We start from the raw sequence: 17,149 nt of genomic DNA on the forward strand, positions 1-17,149 counted from the left end.
TTTTGCCGCCGGAGCAGGCTTTTCTAGGGCATCGCGCCGGAAATCGGAAGAGCCTGTCCGTCAAAGCCCGACTCGCCGCGGATTTCCGGCCTCTACGCTCGCAGCGATTGCTGATTAAGTCATTGCTGAGACTTTGTTTGTCTGCCCCTTCCCAATGCCCGGCCGCTTGCCTAACAATGTAGGCATGCCACCGGGAAAACCCGGGGCAAAAATCCGGAAGGGGAAACGGATGTTCAATGTCGACCTCCTGGTCAATGCGCTGACGACGCTTCTCGTCACGCTCGATCCGCCTGGCCTCGCGCCGATCTTCCTGAGCCTCACGGTCGGCCTCAGCCGGCAGGAGCGCTTTCAGGTGGCCACCCGTGGCTCGCTGATCGCCTTCTTCATCCTGGCGGCCTTTGCGCTCTTCGGAAACAGCATCCTCGGCCTGCTCGGCATCTCGATCGGCGCCTTCCGCATCGCCGGCGGCCTGCTGCTCTTCTGGATCGCCTTCGAGATGATTTTCGAGAAGCGCCAGGAGCGCAAGGAAAAGACCGGCGAGAATGCGACGGTCAAGGACCACATTCACAACATCGCGGTCTTCCCGCTGGCCCTGCCGCTCATTGCCGGGCCGGGCGCGATTTCGGCAACGATCCTGCTTGCCGGCTCGTTCCCGACCGCTGTCGAGCGCACTCAGCTCCTGATCGTCATCGCGCTGTCGATGCTCAGCCTGTTTCTGGCGCTGGTCATCGCTGAACGCGTCGATCGCTTTCTCGGCGTCACCGGCCGCGCCATCCTCACCCGCCTGCTCGGCGTGATCCTGGCAGCACTCGCGGTGCAGTTCGTCGTCGACGGCGTCAAATCCGCGATGGCGACCTGAGGTCGGATGGCTGGGCGCATCCTTCGCCCGATGCAGTCGAAGAAGACCGGAAACGAAAAACGCCACGTCCCGAGGACGTGGCGTTTTTTTCTGTAACAGGATCCGCTTGCGATCAGAACGGGATATCGTCGTCCATGTCGCGCGAGAAGCCGCCGCCCTGGCCGCCTTGACCGCCCTGGCCACCGCCCGAGCGACCGCCGCCAGAGGACTGGCGCGGCTGGTCGTAATCGTCGTAACCGCCGCCGCCATAGTTGCCGCCGCCGCCGAAGTCACCCGCTCCACCGCCGCCGCCACGGCTGACACCGGAGCCGCCGCCTTCGCCGCGGCCGTCAAGCATGGTCAGCGTCGAGTTGAAGCCCTGCAGCACGACTTCGGTCGAGTAACGGTCGTTGCCGTTCTGGTCCTGCCACTTGCGGGTCTGCAGCGCGCCCTCGATGTAGAGCTTGGCGCCCTTCTTCACATATTGCTCGACAACCTTGCAGAGGCCTTCGTTGAAGACCACGACCGTGTGCCATTCGGTCTTTTCCTTGCGCTCACCGCTGTTGCGGTCGCGCCAGGTCTCCGACGTTGCAATGCGCAGGTTGGCGATCGGCCGGCCGTCCTGCGTGCGCCGGATTTCCGGGTCTGCCCCGACATTTCCGATCAAGATCACCTTGTTGACGCTTCCAGCCATGTTGCTTTTCCCGTGGTTTCACCGGGCCATGGACCCGGCTTGGAATTTCAAGAGCGCGCATCTTAGCGGCCTGATGCCGCCGATACGCCCCGCCTCGCACATAATCCACAACAGTTTTGGTCGTTTTATGGGCGATTTGTTCTTTATTTGTTCTAGTATTTGGCTATGATCCTGTCAACCGACTCGAATTGGCCGCCTGTTTTGCCGATTGCGCCTCGACATGGGCGTTGGCGTCATTACATAGGGGGCTTTCAACCGACATGCAAAAGCTGGCTTCCGATGAGTGAACTCAAGACCATCTCCATTCGTGGTGCGCGCGAGCACAATCTGAAAGGCATCGACCTCGATCTGCCGCGCAACAAGCTGATCGTGATGACCGGCCTTTCCGGCTCGGGCAAGTCCTCGCTTGCTTTCGATACGATCTATGCCGAAGGCCAGCGCCGCTATGTCGAAAGCCTTTCGGCCTATGCGCGCCAGTTCCTCGAAATGATGCAGAAGCCGGACGTCGACCAGATCGACGGCCTGTCTCCGGCGATCTCGATCGAGCAGAAGACGACGTCGCGCAATCCGCGCTCGACGGTCGGTACCGTCACCGAAATCTACGACTATATGCGCCTGCTCTTTGCGCGCGTCGGGGTCCCCTATTCGCCGGCGACGGGTCTGCCGATCGAAAGCCAGACGGTGAGCCAGATGGTCGACCGGGTGCTCGAATTCGGTGAAGGCACGCGCCTCTATATTCTTGCGCCGCTCGTGCGCGGCCGCAAGGGCGAGTACAAGAAAGAACTCGCCGAACTGATGAAGAAGGGCTTTCAGCGCGTCAAGGTCGACGGCACCTTCTACGAGATCGCCGAGGTGCCCGCACTCGACAAGAAGTACAAGCATGACATCGACGTCGTGGTCGACCGCGTGGTCGTGCGGCCCGACCTCGCCTCGCGCCTTGCCGACAGCCTTGAGACCTGCCTGACGCTCGCCGATGGCCTCGCAGTCGCCGAATTCGCTGACAAGCCGCTGCCACCCGAGGAGACCGCTGCCGGCGGCTCGGCCAACAAGTCGCTGAACGAAACCCACGAGCGCGTGCTGTTTTCGGAAAAGTTCGCCTGCCCGGTTTCCGGCTTCACCATTTCCGAGATCGAGCCGCGGCTGTTCTCGTTCAACAACCCCTTCGGCGCGTGCCCGACCTGCGACGGTCTCGGCAGCCAGCAGAAGATCGACACGGCGCTGATCGTGCCGGAAGAGCACCGGACGCTGCGCGACGGCGCAATTGCGCCCTGGGCGAAATCCTCCTCTCCCTACTACAACCAGACGCTGGAAGCGCTCGGCAAGGTCTTCGGCTTCAAACTCGGCAGCCGCTGGAACGAGCTGTCGACTGCGGCGCAGAACGCGATCCTGCACGGAACGGAAGAGAAGATCGTCTTCCATTACGAGGACGGTGCCCGCTCCTACAACACCACCAAGAACTTCGAGGGCATCGTGCCCAATCTCGAACGCCGCTGGAAGGAAACCGACAGCGCCTGGGCGCGCGAGGAGATCGAGCGCTACATGTCGGCTGCGCCCTGCCCGGCTTGCGCCGGTTTCCGCCTGAAGCCGGAGGCGCTGGCGGTCAAGATCGACAAGCTGCATATCGGTCAGGTGACCGAAATGTCGATCCGCGTTGCACGCGACTGGTTCGAGGTCCTGCCGGAGCATCTGAATGCCAAGCAGAACGAAATCGCCGTCCGCATCCTGAAGGAAATCCGTGACCGACTGCGCTTCCTCAACGACGTCGGTCTCGAATATCTGAGCCTGTCGCGCAATTCCGGAACGCTCTCAGGCGGTGAAAGCCAGCGCATTCGGCTGGCTTCGCAGATCGGCTCCGGCCTCACCGGCGTTCTCTACGTGCTCGACGAGCCGTCGATCGGCTTGCACCAGCGCGACAACGCCCGCCTGCTGGACACGCTTCGGCATCTGCGCGACATCGGCAACACGGTGATCGTCGTCGAACATGACGAAGACGCGATCCTGACGTCCGACTATGTCGTCGATATCGGCCCGGCTGCCGGCATCCATGGCGGCGAAGTCATCGCGCAAGGGTCGCCGTCGGACATCATGGCCAATCCGAAATCGCTGACCGGCAAGTATCTGTCCGGCGAGCTTTCGGTTGCCGTTCCCTCCGAACGCCGCAAGCCGAAGAAGAAAAAGGAAATCACCGTCGTCGGCGCCCGCGCCAACAACCTGAAGAACGTCACCGCCTCGATCCCGCTCGGCGTCTTCACCGCCGTTACCGGTGTCTCCGGCGGCGGCAAGTCGACCTTCCTGATCGAGACGCTCTACAAGGCCGCCGCCCGCCGCATCATGGGCGCGCGCGAAAACCCGGCCGAGCACGACCGCATCGATGGCTTCGAGCATATCGACAAGGTGATCGACATCGACCAGTCGCCGATCGGTCGTACCCCGCGCTCGAACCCGGCAACCTATACCGGCGCCTTCACGCCGATCCGTGACTGGTTCGCCGGCCTGCCGGAAGCCAAGGCACGCGGATATCAGCCGGGCCGGTTCTCCTTCAACGTCAAGGGCGGCCGCTGCGAGGCCTGCCAAGGCGACGGCGTCATCAAGATCGAGATGCACTTCCTGCCGGATGTCTACGTCACCTGCGACGTTTGCCACGGCAAGCGCTACAACCGCGAAACGCTCGACGTGCATTTCAAGGGCAAGTCGATCGCCGACGTGCTCGACATGACCGTCGAGGAAGGCGTCGACTTTTTCGCCGCCGTTCCCTCGGTGCGCGACAAGCTCGTCACGCTCAACCAGGTCGGCCTCGGCTATATCAAGGTCGGCCAGCAGGCCAACACGCTCTCGGGCGGTGAGGCCCAGCGCGTCAAGCTCGCCAAGGAACTGTCGAAGCGCTCGACCGGTCGCACGCTCTACATTCTCGACGAGCCGACCACCGGCCTGCATTTCCACGATGTCGCAAAGCTTCTTGAAGTTCTGCATGAGCTCGTCAACCAGGGCAATTCGGTCGTCGTCATCGAGCACAATCTCGAAGTCATCAAGACTGCCGACTGGGTGATCGACTTCGGCCCTGAAGGCGGCGACGGCGGCGGCGAAGTCATCGCCAAGGGCACGCCGGAAGACGTGGTCAAGGAAAAGCGGTCGTATACCGGCCTGTTCCTGAAGGAGCTGCTGGAGCGCCGGCCGATGAAGAAGGTCGAAGCAGCAGAGTAAGTCTGCCGATCTGGTCGGCGCGCTTTAGGAGTGATCACGGCATGATGCGGCCTGCTCGTCTGGAAGATCTGGCCGCCGTGCAAAGCGTGACGGAGGCGGCCTATGAGCCCTATCGGGCGCTCTTTGGTGGGCCGCCGCTCCCGGTCACCGAGGACTACGCGCCTCGCATCCTTCGCGACGAGGTCTGGCTTCGGGAGCGAGATGAGGTTGTCTCGGCGCTTGCCGTTTTCGAACGGCACGCCGATCACCTTATGATCTTCAGCCTTGCGGTTGCCCCGGCCTATCAGCGCCAGGGGTTCGGCATCGAATTGCTGCGCTTCGTGGATGCCAAAGCGGCCGAGTGGGGCTTGCCGGAGGTGCGGCTCTACACCAATTCACGCATGGAGCGAAACATCGCGCTCTATCGCGCCTATGGATTTCAAGAAACGGGTCGCCGACCCAATCCCTATCGTCCAGGGTGGGCACTCGTGGACATGACGAAATCGATCAAAGACTGAAAAGCACGCGGTCAAGCGATGGCCGTTGTTGAGGAGGATGGCATGGCAAAATCCGGAAAGATCCGCGTTGGTATCGGCGGCTGGACCTTCGAGCCCTGGGAAGGCACCTTCTATCCCGACACGCTGGCAAAGAAGCGGCAGCTCGAATATGCCGGCAAGCAGTTGCGGGCAATCGAGGTGAACGGCACCTACTATTCGTCGCAGAAGCCGGAGACCTTCGCCAAGTGGGCGTCGGAAGTGCCTGATGATTTCATCTTCTCCCTGAAGGCGAGCCGCTTCGTCACCAACCGCAAGGTTCTCTCGGAAGCCGGTGAATCCATGGAGCGATTCCTGACGCAGGGACTGACCGAGCTTGGGCCTCATCTCGGCCCCATCCTCTGGCAGTTTGCGCCGACGAAGAAGTTCGAGCCCGACGATTTCGAAGGCTTTTTGAAGCTTCTGCCGGATAAGCAGGACGGCTTGCCGCTGCGCCATGTGGTCGAGGTCCGCAACCCGACCTTTCAGTCTCCGGATTTTGTCTCCCTGTTGGAGAAATACGGCGTCGCCGTGGTGCTCGCCGAGCATGCGGACTATCCGATGATCGCCGATGTCACTGCCGATTTTGTCTATCTGCGCCTGCAAAAGGGCAGCGACGACATCAAGACTTGCTATGCTGCCGACAAGCTCGACCTCTGGGCCGAGCGTGCCAAGGCGTTTGCGGCGGGCGACGAGCCGAGTGGGCTTGAAAAAAGTGCGCCTGATCGCACGGCCAAGAAGGAGCCGCGTGACGTGTTTGCCTACTTCATCACCGAGGGCAAGGTGAATGCGCCGAACGGCGCACGCGAGCTGCAAAAGCGCGTCGATTGAGATCAGCAGGGCCAGACCGCGCGCAGACGCGTCTGGCCCGCCTAGGGCGCATCCGCGCCCGAGAGCCCCACCACGCTTGGAGTTTCGGGCCTGTCGCAAGGCGTTGATGTTCAGGCGTGCTGAGGCCGCGCCGACGTCGGCTGCGAACCAAATGCCGGTGCTTACGGGCCCGCCAAAAAACGAATCACTGCCCCACCCCATATCGCTTTCACCGATGCAACCGAGCCTGCTGTAAGGGACACTTTTTATGCGGGTTTTTACCCGTCAAAATTTCGATTGCGTGCCGACCGTTGCGTCAGTCTCACAGGCAACCTCCGGAAGTGCCTGATTTTCATGGCGTTGACCGATGTCCCCGTTTTCCACAGCCGGTCCACACAACATCTAGGGCTCAAACTTCCGTCACAAACCACCCCTTGACGCCTCCGGACGATTCACGGTTAATGGATTTCACGTTGCAACGGCGGCGGACCGGATTGTTCAAGTCCCGGTTCCTCTCCCCAAATCGGCGGTTCTGAAAGGCGGCAGTCATGGATTTCACCATGGGGTCGCCCTGAGGATTTCTGTGCGATTTTTCGGGTCCACCGGGGCAATATTTGGCTGGCATCAAGAAGTTGTTGATACTATATTTAGTATTTGCAGACAGCCTATCTCACAAGATACAGGGTCACCCAATTATGGGTTTCTCTCCAAGGACGGAAGCTGAGACTGGCTGCGGGATGCCCTCGCGGCCGGGCGGGGACAATTGCGCCTGTGGCGGGCGCTAGGCAACACGAAGGACCAGGGACAATGAAGATCGAACGTCGTTTCACAAAAGCCGGGCAATCCGCCTATGCGGAGATCGAATTCCGCAAGGCTACGAGTGAAATCAAGAACCCCGATGGTTCGATCGTTTTCCGCCTTGCCGATATCGACGTGCCGGCTCAGTTCAGCCAGGTTGCCGCCGACATTCTCGCCCAGAAGTATTTCCGCAAGGCCGGCGTTCCCGCCAAGATGAAGCGCGTCGAGGAGAACGATGTCCCCTCCTTCCTCTGGCGCGCGGTTCCCGACACGGATGCGCTGAAGGCGCTGCCGAAGGATGAGCAGTACGGTTCCGAAACCGATGCCCGTCAGGTCTTCGATCGCCTGGCCGGCACCTGGGCCTATTGGGGCTGGAAGGGCGGCTACTTCGACACCGAGGAAGACGCTTCGGCCTTCCAGGACGAACTTGCCTACATGCTCGCCACCCAGCGCGTCGCGCCGAACTCGCCGCAATGGTTCAACACCGGCCTGCACTGGGCCTACGGCATCGACGGCCCCGGCCAAGGCCACTTCTATGTCGACCCGTTTACCGGCAAGCTGACCAAGTCCAAGTCGGCCTATGAGCATCCGCAGCCGCATGCCTGCTTCATCCAGTCGGTCGGTGACGATCTCGTCAACGAAGGCGGCATCATGGATCTGTGGGTGCGTGAAGCGCGCCTGTTCAAGTACGGTTCTGGTACCGGCTCCAACTTCTCTTATCTGCGCAGCGAAGGCGAAAAGCTCTCGGGCGGCGGCAAGTCCTCCGGCCTGATGTCGTTCCTGAAGATCGGCGACCGTGCTGCCGGTGCCATCAAGTCGGGCGGCACCACCCGCCGCGCTGCGAAGATGGTCGTCGTCGACATCGACCATCCGGATATCGAGGAATACATCAACTGGAAGGTCAAGGAAGAGCAGAAGGTTGCCGCCCTCGTCACCGGTTCCAAGGTCGTCGCCAAGCATCTGAAGGCGATCATGAAGGCCTGCGTCAACTGCGAAGGCACCGACGACGCCTGCTATGACCCGAAGCAGAACCCGGCGCTGAAGCGCGAAATCCGCGCCGCCAAGCAGGCGCTGGTTCCGGAAAACTACGTCCAGCGCGTTATCCAGTTCGCGAAGCAAGGCTACAAGGACCTTGAGTTCAAGACCTACGACACCGACTGGGATTCGGAAGCCTACCTCACGGTTTCGGGACAGAACTCCAACAACTCGGTCTCGATCAAGGACGACTTCCTGCGCGCCGTCGAAGCCGATGGCGACTGGCACCTGACCGCCCGCAAGGACGGCCGCGTCATGAAGACGCTGAAGGCACGCGACCTCTGGGAATCGATCTCCTACGCCGCCTGGGCGTCGGCCGATCCGGGCCTGCACTTCAACACGACGATGAACGACTGGCACACGAGCCCCGCTGCCGGCCCGATCCGCGCATCGAACCCGTGCTCGGAGTACATGTTCCTCGACGACACCGCCTGCAACCTCGCCTCCCTGAACCTGATGATGTTCAAGGATGCGGCGACCAAGCGCATCAACATCGCAGACTACGAGCACGCCGTCCGCCTGTGGACGATCGTTCTCGAAGTCTCGGTCATGATGGCGCAGTTCCCGTCCCGCGAGATTGCCGAGCTTTCCTACGAATACCGCACGCTCGGCCTTGGCTACGCCAACATCGGCGGCCTCTTGATGTCCTCGGGCATTCCCTATGACTCGACCGAAGGCCGCGCCATCGCCGGTGCGCTGACGGCGATCATGACCGGTGTCTCCTATGCCACCTCGGCCGAGATGGCCGAAAAGCTCGGTCCGTTCCCGGGCTTTGCGCCAAACCGCGACAACATGCTGCGCGTCATCCGCAACCATCGCCGCGCCGCCTATGGCGAGACGACCGGTTACGAAGCGCTTTCGGTCAACCCGGTCGCGCTCATCCATGCCGACAATCCGGACCAGGACCTCGTCATCCACGCCATGAGCGCCTGGGACAAGGCACTGGAACTCGGCGAAAAGCACGGCTATCGCAACGCCCAGGCAACGGTTATCGCGCCGACCGGCACGATCGGCCTCGTCATGGACTGCGACACGACCGGCATCGAACCTGACTTCGCGCTGGTCAAGTTCAAGAAGCTCGCCGGCGGCGGCTACTTCAAGATCATCAACCGCGCCGTTCCGGAAGCGCTGCGCTCTCTCGGCTACAGCGAAAGCCAGATCGCCGAAATCGAAGCTTACGCAGTCGGTCACGGCAACCTGAACCAGGCTCCGGCGATCAACCCGTCGACACTGAAGGCCAAGGGCTTCACCGACGAGAAGGTGGAAGCCGTCAACGCCGCCCTGAAGTCCGCTTTCGACATCAAGTTCGTCTTCAACCAGTGGACGCTCGGCGCCGACTTCCTCAAGGGCACGCTGAAGGTCTCCGACGAACAGCTCGCTGCGATGGACTTCAACCTGCTCGACCACATGGGCTTCTCCAAGAAGGACATCGAAGCGGCGAACATTCACGTCTGCGGCGCGATGACACTCGAAGGTGCACCGTTCCTGAAGAACGAGCACCTGCCCGTCTTCGATTGCGCCAACCCCTGCGGCAAGATCGGCAAGCGTTATCTCTCGGTCGAAAGCCACATCCGCATGATGGCGGCCGCCCAGCCGTTCATCTCGGGCGCGATCTCCAAGACGATCAACATGCCGAACGAGGCGACCGTCGAGGACTGCAAGAACGCCTACATGCTTTCGTGGAAGCTGGCGCTGAAGGCAAACGCGCTCTACCGTGACGGCTCCAAGCTGTCGCAGCCGCTGAACGCCTCGCTGATCGAGGACGACAAGGACGAGGATGCGCTGGAGGATCTGATCCAGGCGCCCGCCGCCGCCCAGGCCGTCACCATCACCGAGAAGATCGTCGAGCGCGTCATCGAGAAGGTGATCCGCGCCCGCGAAAAGCTGCCGAACCGCCGCCAGGGCTACACCCAGAAGGCCGTCGTCGGTGGTCACAAGGTGTATCTGCGCACCGGCGAATTCGGTGACGGCCGCCTCGGCGAGATCTTCATCGACATGCACAAGGAAGGGGCCGCCTTCCGTGCGATGATGAACAACTTTGCCATCGCCATCTCGCTCGGCCTGCAGTACGGCGTGCCGCTCGAAGAATATGTGGAGGCCTTCACCTTCACCAAGTTCGAGCCGGCCGGCATGGTCCAGGGCAACGACGCGATCAAGAACGCGACGTCGATCCTCGACTACGTCTTCCGCGAACTGGCGGTTTCCTATCTCGGCCGTCACGACCTCGCCCATGTCGACACGTCAGACTTCGGCAATACCGCGCTCGGCAAGGGCATTCAGGAAGGCAAGACCAACCTGATCTCGACCGGCTGGACCCGCGGCTACAAGCCGACGATCGTCGGTGGCACCGGTGACCGGGCCTCCAGCGAGCCGAAGGGCTCGTCGACGGCAGCCCCTGCCCGCGCCTCCTCTGGCGCAACCGTGACGGCGATCGCCGGAAACACGGTGCGCAAGATCGAGACGACGACGGCGATCGCAACGTCCGAAATCGTCGCCTTCAAGCGCGACTATGAAGAGCGCGCTGCGGAACTGGCAGAAGAGATCGCCGACGAAGTCGAGCAGGAAGTAACCGCCCTCTTCTCCGACAAGGCGGCCGCCGAAGCGGCATCGGCCAAGTCGGACGCCAAGAAGGTGGAAGCTGAGCGCCGCGCCCGCTCGATCATGCAGGGCTACACCGGCAACATGTGCACCGAATGCCAAAACTTCACGATGGTGCGCAACGGTACCTGCGAGAAGTGCGACACCTGCGGCGCGACGAGCGGCTGCAGCTAAGCGGCCCGTCGTCGTTGATGACGACGACGACCACCATCATTGCCAACCCGAGGTTTTCCTCGGGTTGGATTTCTCTAGAGAACAAAACGAGAATTTATAGACCGAACCACCATTCGACCAAGTTCCCATCATGCTCACCCCGATCATAGACATCCTTCTCGAAGACCCCAGTCAGAATGACCTCAGCGGCATCGTTGCGCCGCTGGATGCCTATAACGATGCCCATAGCGGCATGGTCGATCTGCCCGGTTTTGCAATCGTGCTTCGCGATCCGGAGACGAAAGTCGCGACGGGCGGGCTCTATGCGACGGATGGCTATGGCTGGGCCTTTATCCGTTACCTCGCCGTCCCTGATGAGTACCGCGGCCAGGGCCTTGGCCGGCGCCTTGTCGAAGAAGCGGAGAAGATCGCGCGCCAGCGCGGCTATGTCGGCCTTTGGCTCGACACCTTCGAATTCCAGGCCAGGCCCTTTTATGAAAAACTCGGCTTCGAAGTTTTCGGCGAGCTTGAAGGTGGTGATGGGGCGATTGCGCGCTACTTTCTAAAGAAGCGATTCTGACGCCGGAAAGCCACGATCCGAAGAAGCAACCGCGCTTTGGGGGCCCGAAAGCGAGAGTATGCGGCTGCCCCAACGGTATACACGGCCCGACGCCTATTCCGGACGGACGCCCTTGTTGCCCTGTAGCGCGTTTGTGGTCACCCGAATCGCCGGCTGCCGTTTACGTCCTTGCCGATGATCTCCCGGATAATGGTCAGGGTTTCCTTCGCCGCCTCCCTGGGTGCGAGTGCGGTATCGGCGACGTTGCTGACCAGCTTCGTCATATCGTGATCGATATCCTTCTCAGCCCAACGCTTGCCCTTCGCAACCGTGATGTAGACCGAGTAGGCGTGGTGCATGGTTCCGGGCCGCTCGCCGATGATGTGGAGAATTCCGCGAAACGTGTTGGGATCGGCGTCGGCAAACAGCATCTCGCCAATCCGGTAGCCGGCCCGCACTCTGCCGCTGGTGACCAGGATATTCTTGTCGCTCACCGACACGCCGGCATCGCCGAGCAGCCTGCGCATCTCCTCCAGGTAGGGCGAAAGATGGCCGTCATCCATGATGGCCTTGGCGTTCAGACCATCTGAGATGACAATCTGGCCCTTGGGCATATCGCCTTTCCAGGACGTCCTGATCGCGTCAATCGCCCTGATTGAGTCCGGGCTCAGCGTTTCACCGGTCGTCGGATGCGCGATGTAGTCGTTCCGGTCCTTGGACAGAGTGCGAACCGGAACGACGCTGGGCACTGCCGCTATGAACTCCGGCGTAAGCTCGGCCCAAAGAGAGAGTTTGGCGTCGTCATAAAGACCCCTCACTTTCGCCGCGAGCGACGGGTTGAGATCCCATATCTTCTCACCGTGGCCCGTGGCCAGGTCGACGCCTCTTGCCTCGACCTCCGTCATCATCCGCCTGCCCTCGGCGTAAACGGCGTCCTTGGAGCGCTTGTCCCCCTTGGCGAGGCGGTACTGATAATAGACCCAAAGAGGATCGCCGTATTTTGACGTGTAGCTGTTGTCCTTGCCGACAATTCCAAGGCGTTTGTAGAAATCCCACATCGCATCGTTGACCTTGAAGCCGAACTTATCCCTCACGCGTACGTGGTCCTGAAATGCGGTCGTGAGATAGCTCAACATCGGGTCGTTCTTGGTCGGCAGAGCAATCAGATAGGCCGGATTGGCCGGCATGATCTGATCCTGGCACCAATCCAGATCGTCCAGGCTGACGGTCATGTGCAGGGTCGTGCATATATCGAGACCGATGGTCAGCCCATGGAGCTTGCCCATGACCATGTCCTCGAGGCAGCACCGAACGAGTTGTTCTCGGCTCTTGAAGACCTCCGGCCCAATGAAGCCGGCAACATCGTTGACATGCAGCCATGCGCCTTTCGGCTGCACTTTCGCAAGCTCCATGCCGACAGCCCGGCTGAACCCGTACTTCCGGGACTCAAGCACCATCATGTCGACGCCGTTTGCCGCGCCGTTGGTGAATTCCGAGCCCTGTCCGGTTTCGAAGTAAAGGCCGTACCGCTCCCCTGCCTTGGCGCGCGCATATTTCAGGATCTTCTCATTGGTGATGTCGAAGATCTTGTTGCAATCATCCGTACCGGCAAGGCTCTGGAACACGGTGGAAACTGTGCCGGGGAAGTCTTCGCTTACCTCACCTTGGACGTCGATGTGAGCGAGCACGCACCACGGAATGACGTCGACCAGCTTGAACGTATCCACGATGTCCTTGAGCGCCCGCTCCACCGTGACGACGCTGTCGACGGTGCTGTCCACCGGGTTGGTGCCGATGACGATGTCGCCGGTCGCATAGGAAAACGCATCGAAGACCTGCCACATGATGTCGTCGGGGTGGTCGGTCGGCGAATTCGGCTGGATACGTGCGCCCATGTATCCCTTGGCGCCCAACTTGGTGCCGGGCATGACATTGAAAATCTTCTGGCTGACGGCCACCAGCTCTTCATTGCTCATCAGCTTCGGTACACAGCCGATGGTATCGCTGGTCAGGCCATACATGACGCCTTTGATCTCATCTTCCGATTTGGTCAGAAGAAATTCCTTCAGCTGGCCCATCGTCCAGTCTTTCAGCTTTTCTTGTTGAGCCCTGTCGGTGGTCTGCCAAATCAGTCGTTGCAGATCGTCCTCAAACAGCGGGTGCTGATCGAGGTCTGCGATCTTCGTTCTTGCCAGGAGGGCTCGGGCGTTCGTTCGGGACGTATCATTTTCCGCAGCCACGGCGATCGTCTGGTCTCCTTCCTTGAACGCATTCGCGCATCCCAGAACCTGCCGATAGGTCGTCTCGTCAAAGCCGCCCTTGATCCTGCTGATATAGGCAAAGACATCCTCATCCTGCTTCACGTCGTCGATCACGAGGTTGCTTGGGCCTGGCGCGGCACGGGCAGCATGACTGTAGGCTGTAAGCGTGGCCGCCGCAGTTCCCGCCACCAGCAGGAGATCGCGCCTGGACAGTGCATGCTGGTCTGAGAACATGCCTTTGCTCATTGCCATTTCCTTTCTGCAAAAGGTCTATCGGCATCTCGCCCGACGGCCCTCTGGTGACCGGCGATCTAAGGAAGGCGCATAAGAGTAAATGCTCGACACGTGTCGCTTGGGCATCGACACGGACCCGGCAAGCCTCGACCAGCCGGGCCTGTCAAAGTCGATTACTGCAGGCTCATCACGATGCGACCGTCGATCTTCCCGGCTTCCATGCGGCGGAAGATCTCGTTGATATTCTCGAGGCTATCCCACGAGAAATGCGGCGCGACTTTGCCTTCAGCGGCGAACTGGAGCGACTCTTCCAGGTCCTGGCGGGTGCCGACGATCGATCCACGCACGGTGATGCGCTTAAGAACAGTCTCAAAGACCGGCACCGAGATCATACCTGGGGGCAGGCCGACGAGCGCCATGGTGCCGCGCGAACGCAGGAAACCGAACGCCTGTTCCATCGCTGCGGGCGAGACTGCAGTCACAAGCGCTCCATGCACGCCGCCGGTGGCCTTGATCACCTGCTCGACCGCATCCTTGGCCTTGCCGTTGACTGTCAGGTCGGCGCCCAATTGCTTTGCAAGTGCCAGCTTGTCGTCGAAGATGTCCGCCGCGACGACATGCATGCCCATCGCCTTTGCGTACTGCACGGCCATGTGGCCAAGCCCCCCGATGCCGGAGATGGCAACCCATTCACCGGGACGGACTTCCGTTTCCTTCAACCCCTTGTAAACGGTGACCCCGGCACACAGAACCGGCGCGGCAGGACCGAACTCCAGCCCATTGGGCAGGCTGCCGACGAAATCAGGATCCGCCAGGCCATATTCGGCGAACGTCCCGTTGACCGAGTATCCCGTGTTCGACTGGGCCGCACACAACGTCTCCCAACCGGTGCGGCAATGCGGACAGTAGCCGCAGGCGCTGTGAAGCCAGGGAACGCCGACCCTGTCGCCCTCTTTCACTCTTTTGACACCGGCGCCGACCGCCGAGACATAGCCGACCCCCTCGTGCCCGGGAATGAACGGTGGGCTGGGCTTCACCGGCCAGTCGCCATTTGCAGCATGGAGATCGGTATGGCAAACGCCCGTTGCTTCGTACTTCACGAGGATCTGTCCCGGCTGCGGCGTGGGCACCGCCACTTCTTCGATCGTCAGGGGCGCGCCGAATTGCCGAACGACGGCTGCCTTCATCGCCTGAGCCATTTGCCAATCCTCCTCCAATCGCCGGGCCACGGAGAGGTTTCTTATGGGAACAGTGGGCCGGCAGGGGCCTATCTCACATACGAAAATCGTGTAATTGGCTCGAGCATCATGGCGCTCACAGCCAGTGCCCGGACGTCATTTCCTGCTTGGCGTATACCGCCAACACTTCAACGTGGTTCACGTAGCGCCATCGTCAGGTTGCAGCGTAAACCCGCCGGCAGAGTTCGACAATGGGTGGAGTGCAGAAGCGGTTCAGAGACCGACCGCCTTCGGCGCCCGGCCGGATCGAACAACGCATATCGTGCAACGGCGTTCGAGCGGGCGCGCTGGCGCGCGTATTGACAGGATCGGCGCCGGTCGTGTTGACTGAATGCTACGGGGCCGTAGCTCAGTTGGGAGAGCGCCGCAATCGCACTGCGGAGGTCGAGGGTTCGACTCCCTTCGGCTCCACCAAAACGATCAGAAGGTGCCCGGTTGCCGAGGTATCGGAACAGCGGCTGATTTGTCATCAGCAGATCGCCAGTTCGAGTCTTTTCGGGGACACCACCATGCTAAGCCACCGTTCGGCCTTCGCGAAACGCTGCCCGATCCCGTGGCCACCTGTTTTCAGAGGCTGAACGGATCCCGCGCCGATCGCTTCTCGCTCGGTGCACTGAACGGGTCGGCTTTCTTCTCCTTGGACTTGCGGCCCTCGTCGGCGATAATCTCGTCGACCGCCCGCTGGCACTTCATCAGCTCGTCGGCCGCCGGGCCGGTGCCGCGCAGGCTGAGATTTGCGATGACGCGATCTTCAAACGCGATGGCCAAGGCCCGCTTGCGCACGAAGCCCGTCAGGAACTCGGCGTCGGTGACGTTCACGAACAGAAACTTTCCGCTCGCATCACCGGCAGCGGTCGCCGAAGCGCTCCAGGGATCGGTCTTGTCGAAGCGGAAGGTCAGGTCGTACTCTTTGCCGACCTCGAGCGACCTCCAGTCGTCGCTGGCGAAGCTCATATAGAGCGGCGACTCGGAGCCCTTGGGATAGAACCCAAGGCGCAAGGTGACCCCGCCGTCGAATACCGACGAGATGAAGCAGGAGCCCTCCATCGAGGTGTCGGAAGCAACGGTCCAGCCGTCGACATCCTTCCACTTGATGATTTCGGACTCCTCAGCCGCGGCCGATCCCGCGGCGATCAGACAGCTTACCAATCCGACCAGCAATCTACGCATGCAAAACCCCCGTTTGCCCGCATTTTGATAGGTCCCCGCATCGCTGTCGAGGGTGCCTAGCCGATCCCAGGCAATATTTTAGGAATATTCACCTCTCCGCGGCAAGCGGACTGCCCATCACATGGCGAAAGGATCTTTCGATGACTTGGTCTGGCCGCCGCCGGCAAAGGGATCGTTGTTCGGCGCATTGCCACCGGCGCCCGCAAAGGGATCGTTCGCCGCTCCCTGACCGCCATTCGGGATCAAGGCGCTCACCGCCTCCTGGCACTTGAACATCTCGCTTACCGCCTTCATCGAATCACGCAGGCTTAGGCTCGCGACGACGCGCCCCTCGAAGGCCAGCGCCAAGGTGTTCTTGCGAACGAATTCGGTAAAGAAGTCGGTGTTGGAAAAGTTGACGACAAGGGCCTTGGCGCCGGTCAGATCAACACCGAACGCAACGGCCGGCCACTGACGACCACGGTCGAGCTGCAAGGCAACATCGTATTCCCGCTGCGGCTCGATGGATTTCCATTCGGCATTGCCGATCGAAAGAAACGCCAGGTTCGTCGATCCCCGCGGATAAAAGCCGATACGAAGGATAGCGCCGGCGTCATAGCTCGTCGCCGCGTAACACGAGCCTCCCAGGGAAGGATCGGATCCCACCGTCCAGGCGTTGATCCGTTTCCAGATATTCGAACGCCCTTCTTCGGCAGACGCCGCTCCAGCCGTGAGCAACAGGCCGAGCACCACCAACGACAATCTATGCATGCAACCACCCCACTTTCCACGCAAAGTTATCTTTTTTTAGAGGCCTGTCGAGACGGCGAAGGCCCTTCCCCGCAGGGATTTTTGCGCGCCCCAGGCCCGATGCGAAAGCTGGCAGCTCCGATGCATTCTCCGCGCCGGTCCATGAAGAACGGCCGAGACGAGGTTGAGATGGAGCGGCTGGCGCAAATCAGCCACAGCCTGCGGGCAAAGAGCTGTTGAACATGGCAGAGTGATCGCCATGCTTGCTGGACTTCGGAACGAAAGCGCGGTTCACATCGTTTACCAACCCGTAGTCCCA

General features: G+C 61.1%; 11 protein-coding genes and 1 tRNA gene. 7 read left to right on the plus strand and 5 right to left on the minus strand.

Annotated elements, in window-relative coordinates; translation table 11 throughout:
* Positions 1-229: 229 nt before the first annotated feature.
* Positions 230-859: a MarC family protein gene (locus BLU15_RS11625; RefSeq protein WP_090295526.1), complete on the plus strand. Its 630-nt coding sequence runs from the start codon at positions 230-232 to the stop codon at positions 857-859.
* 112 nt (positions 860-971) lie between these two features.
* On the opposite strand, the gene BLU15_RS11630 is transcribed toward BLU15_RS11625, so the two are convergent.
* Complete coding sequence (locus BLU15_RS11630; RefSeq protein ID WP_034791264.1) at positions 972-1,532, minus strand: single-stranded DNA-binding protein; 561 nt, start codon at positions 1,530-1,532, stop codon at positions 972-974.
* A 279-nt stretch (positions 1,533-1,811) separates the two neighbouring features.
* Between BLU15_RS11630 and uvrA the strand changes: the two genes are divergently transcribed.
* The 5 genes from uvrA (at position 1,812) to BLU15_RS11655 (ending at position 11,219) form a co-directional block, all read left to right on the plus strand.
* Entirely contained in the window at positions 1,812-4,733 is a 2,922-nt protein-coding gene (gene uvrA / locus BLU15_RS11635; RefSeq protein ID WP_090295528.1) for an excinuclease ABC subunit UvrA, read from the plus strand.
* A 44-nt stretch (positions 4,734-4,777) separates the two neighbouring features.
* Positions 4,778-5,230: a GNAT family N-acetyltransferase gene (locus tag BLU15_RS11640; protein ID WP_060606523.1), complete on the plus strand. Its 453-nt coding sequence runs from the start codon at positions 4,778-4,780 to the stop codon at positions 5,228-5,230.
* 42 nt (positions 5,231-5,272) lie between these two features.
* Positions 5,273-6,076 (plus strand): DUF72 domain-containing protein, encoded by an 804-nt coding sequence (locus BLU15_RS11645; protein WP_034791394.1) that lies wholly within the window; start codon positions 5,273-5,275, stop codon positions 6,074-6,076.
* A gap of 786 nt (positions 6,077-6,862) precedes the next feature.
* Entirely contained in the window at positions 6,863-10,660 is a 3,798-nt protein-coding gene (locus tag BLU15_RS11650) for a vitamin B12-dependent ribonucleotide reductase (protein ID WP_089045908.1), read from the plus strand.
* Positions 10,661-10,790: 130 nt separating this feature from the next.
* Positions 10,791-11,219, plus strand: coding sequence for a GNAT family N-acetyltransferase (locus tag BLU15_RS11655; RefSeq protein ID WP_060517123.1), 429 nt, complete (start codon positions 10,791-10,793; stop codon positions 11,217-11,219).
* Positions 11,220-11,356: 137 nt separating this feature from the next.
* Here BLU15_RS11655 and BLU15_RS11660 read toward each other — a convergent pair whose 3' ends face one another.
* Together BLU15_RS11660 and adhP are read right to left on the minus strand one after the other, a co-directional pair.
* Positions 11,357-13,705, minus strand: a complete 2,349-nt coding sequence (locus BLU15_RS11660) for an ethanolamine ammonia-lyase (protein WP_090295530.1) — start codon at positions 13,703-13,705, stop codon at positions 11,357-11,359.
* A gap of 161 nt (positions 13,706-13,866) precedes the next feature.
* Positions 13,867-14,892 (minus strand): alcohol dehydrogenase AdhP, encoded by a 1,026-nt coding sequence (gene adhP, locus BLU15_RS11665; RefSeq protein ID WP_034791206.1) that lies wholly within the window; start codon positions 14,890-14,892, stop codon positions 13,867-13,869.
* Between the two features lie 377 nt (positions 14,893-15,269).
* On the opposite strand from adhP, the gene BLU15_RS11670 reads away from it, so the two are divergent.
* Positions 15,270-15,345, plus strand: a tRNA-Ala gene (locus BLU15_RS11670).
* Between the two features lie 153 nt (positions 15,346-15,498).
* Here BLU15_RS11670 and BLU15_RS11680 read toward each other — a convergent pair.
* Complete coding sequence (locus BLU15_RS11680; RefSeq protein WP_060582150.1) at positions 15,499-16,092, minus strand: hypothetical protein; 594 nt, start codon at positions 16,090-16,092, stop codon at positions 15,499-15,501.
* Positions 16,093-16,218: 126 nt separating this feature from the next.
* Positions 16,219-16,851 (minus strand): hypothetical protein, encoded by a 633-nt coding sequence (locus tag BLU15_RS11685; protein ID WP_060517113.1) that lies wholly within the window; start codon positions 16,849-16,851, stop codon positions 16,219-16,221.
* Positions 16,852-17,149: the final 298 nt, after the last annotated feature.

This window comes from Ensifer sp. YR511, assembly GCF_900103045.1.
Lineage (GTDB): Bacteria > Pseudomonadota > Alphaproteobacteria > Rhizobiales > Rhizobiaceae > Ensifer > Ensifer adhaerens.

Coding starts and splice junctions, on each gene's coding strand:
- BLU15_RS11625 (WP_090295526.1), top strand. CDS start 230: ATGTTCAATGTCGACCTCCTGGTCAATGCGCTGACGACGCTTCTCGTC.
- BLU15_RS11630 (WP_034791264.1), bottom strand. CDS start 1,532: ATGGCTGGAAGCGTCAACAAGGTGATCTTGATCGGAAATGTCGGGGCA.
- uvrA (WP_090295528.1), top strand. CDS start 1,812: ATGAGTGAACTCAAGACCATCTCCATTCGTGGTGCGCGCGAGCACAAT.
- BLU15_RS11640 (WP_060606523.1), top strand. CDS start 4,778: ATGCGGCCTGCTCGTCTGGAAGATCTGGCCGCCGTGCAAAGCGTGACG.
- BLU15_RS11645 (WP_034791394.1), top strand. CDS start 5,273: ATGGCAAAATCCGGAAAGATCCGCGTTGGTATCGGCGGCTGGACCTTC.
- BLU15_RS11650 (WP_089045908.1), top strand. CDS start 6,863: ATGAAGATCGAACGTCGTTTCACAAAAGCCGGGCAATCCGCCTATGCG.
- BLU15_RS11655 (WP_060517123.1), top strand. CDS start 10,791: ATGCTCACCCCGATCATAGACATCCTTCTCGAAGACCCCAGTCAGAAT.
- BLU15_RS11660 (WP_090295530.1), bottom strand. CDS start 13,705: ATGAGCAAAGGCATGTTCTCAGACCAGCATGCACTGTCCAGGCGCGAT.
- adhP (WP_034791206.1), bottom strand. CDS start 14,892: ATGGCTCAGGCGATGAAGGCAGCCGTCGTTCGGCAATTCGGCGCGCCC.
- BLU15_RS11685 (WP_060517113.1), bottom strand. CDS start 16,851: ATGCATAGATTGTCGTTGGTGGTGCTCGGCCTGTTGCTCACGGCTGGA.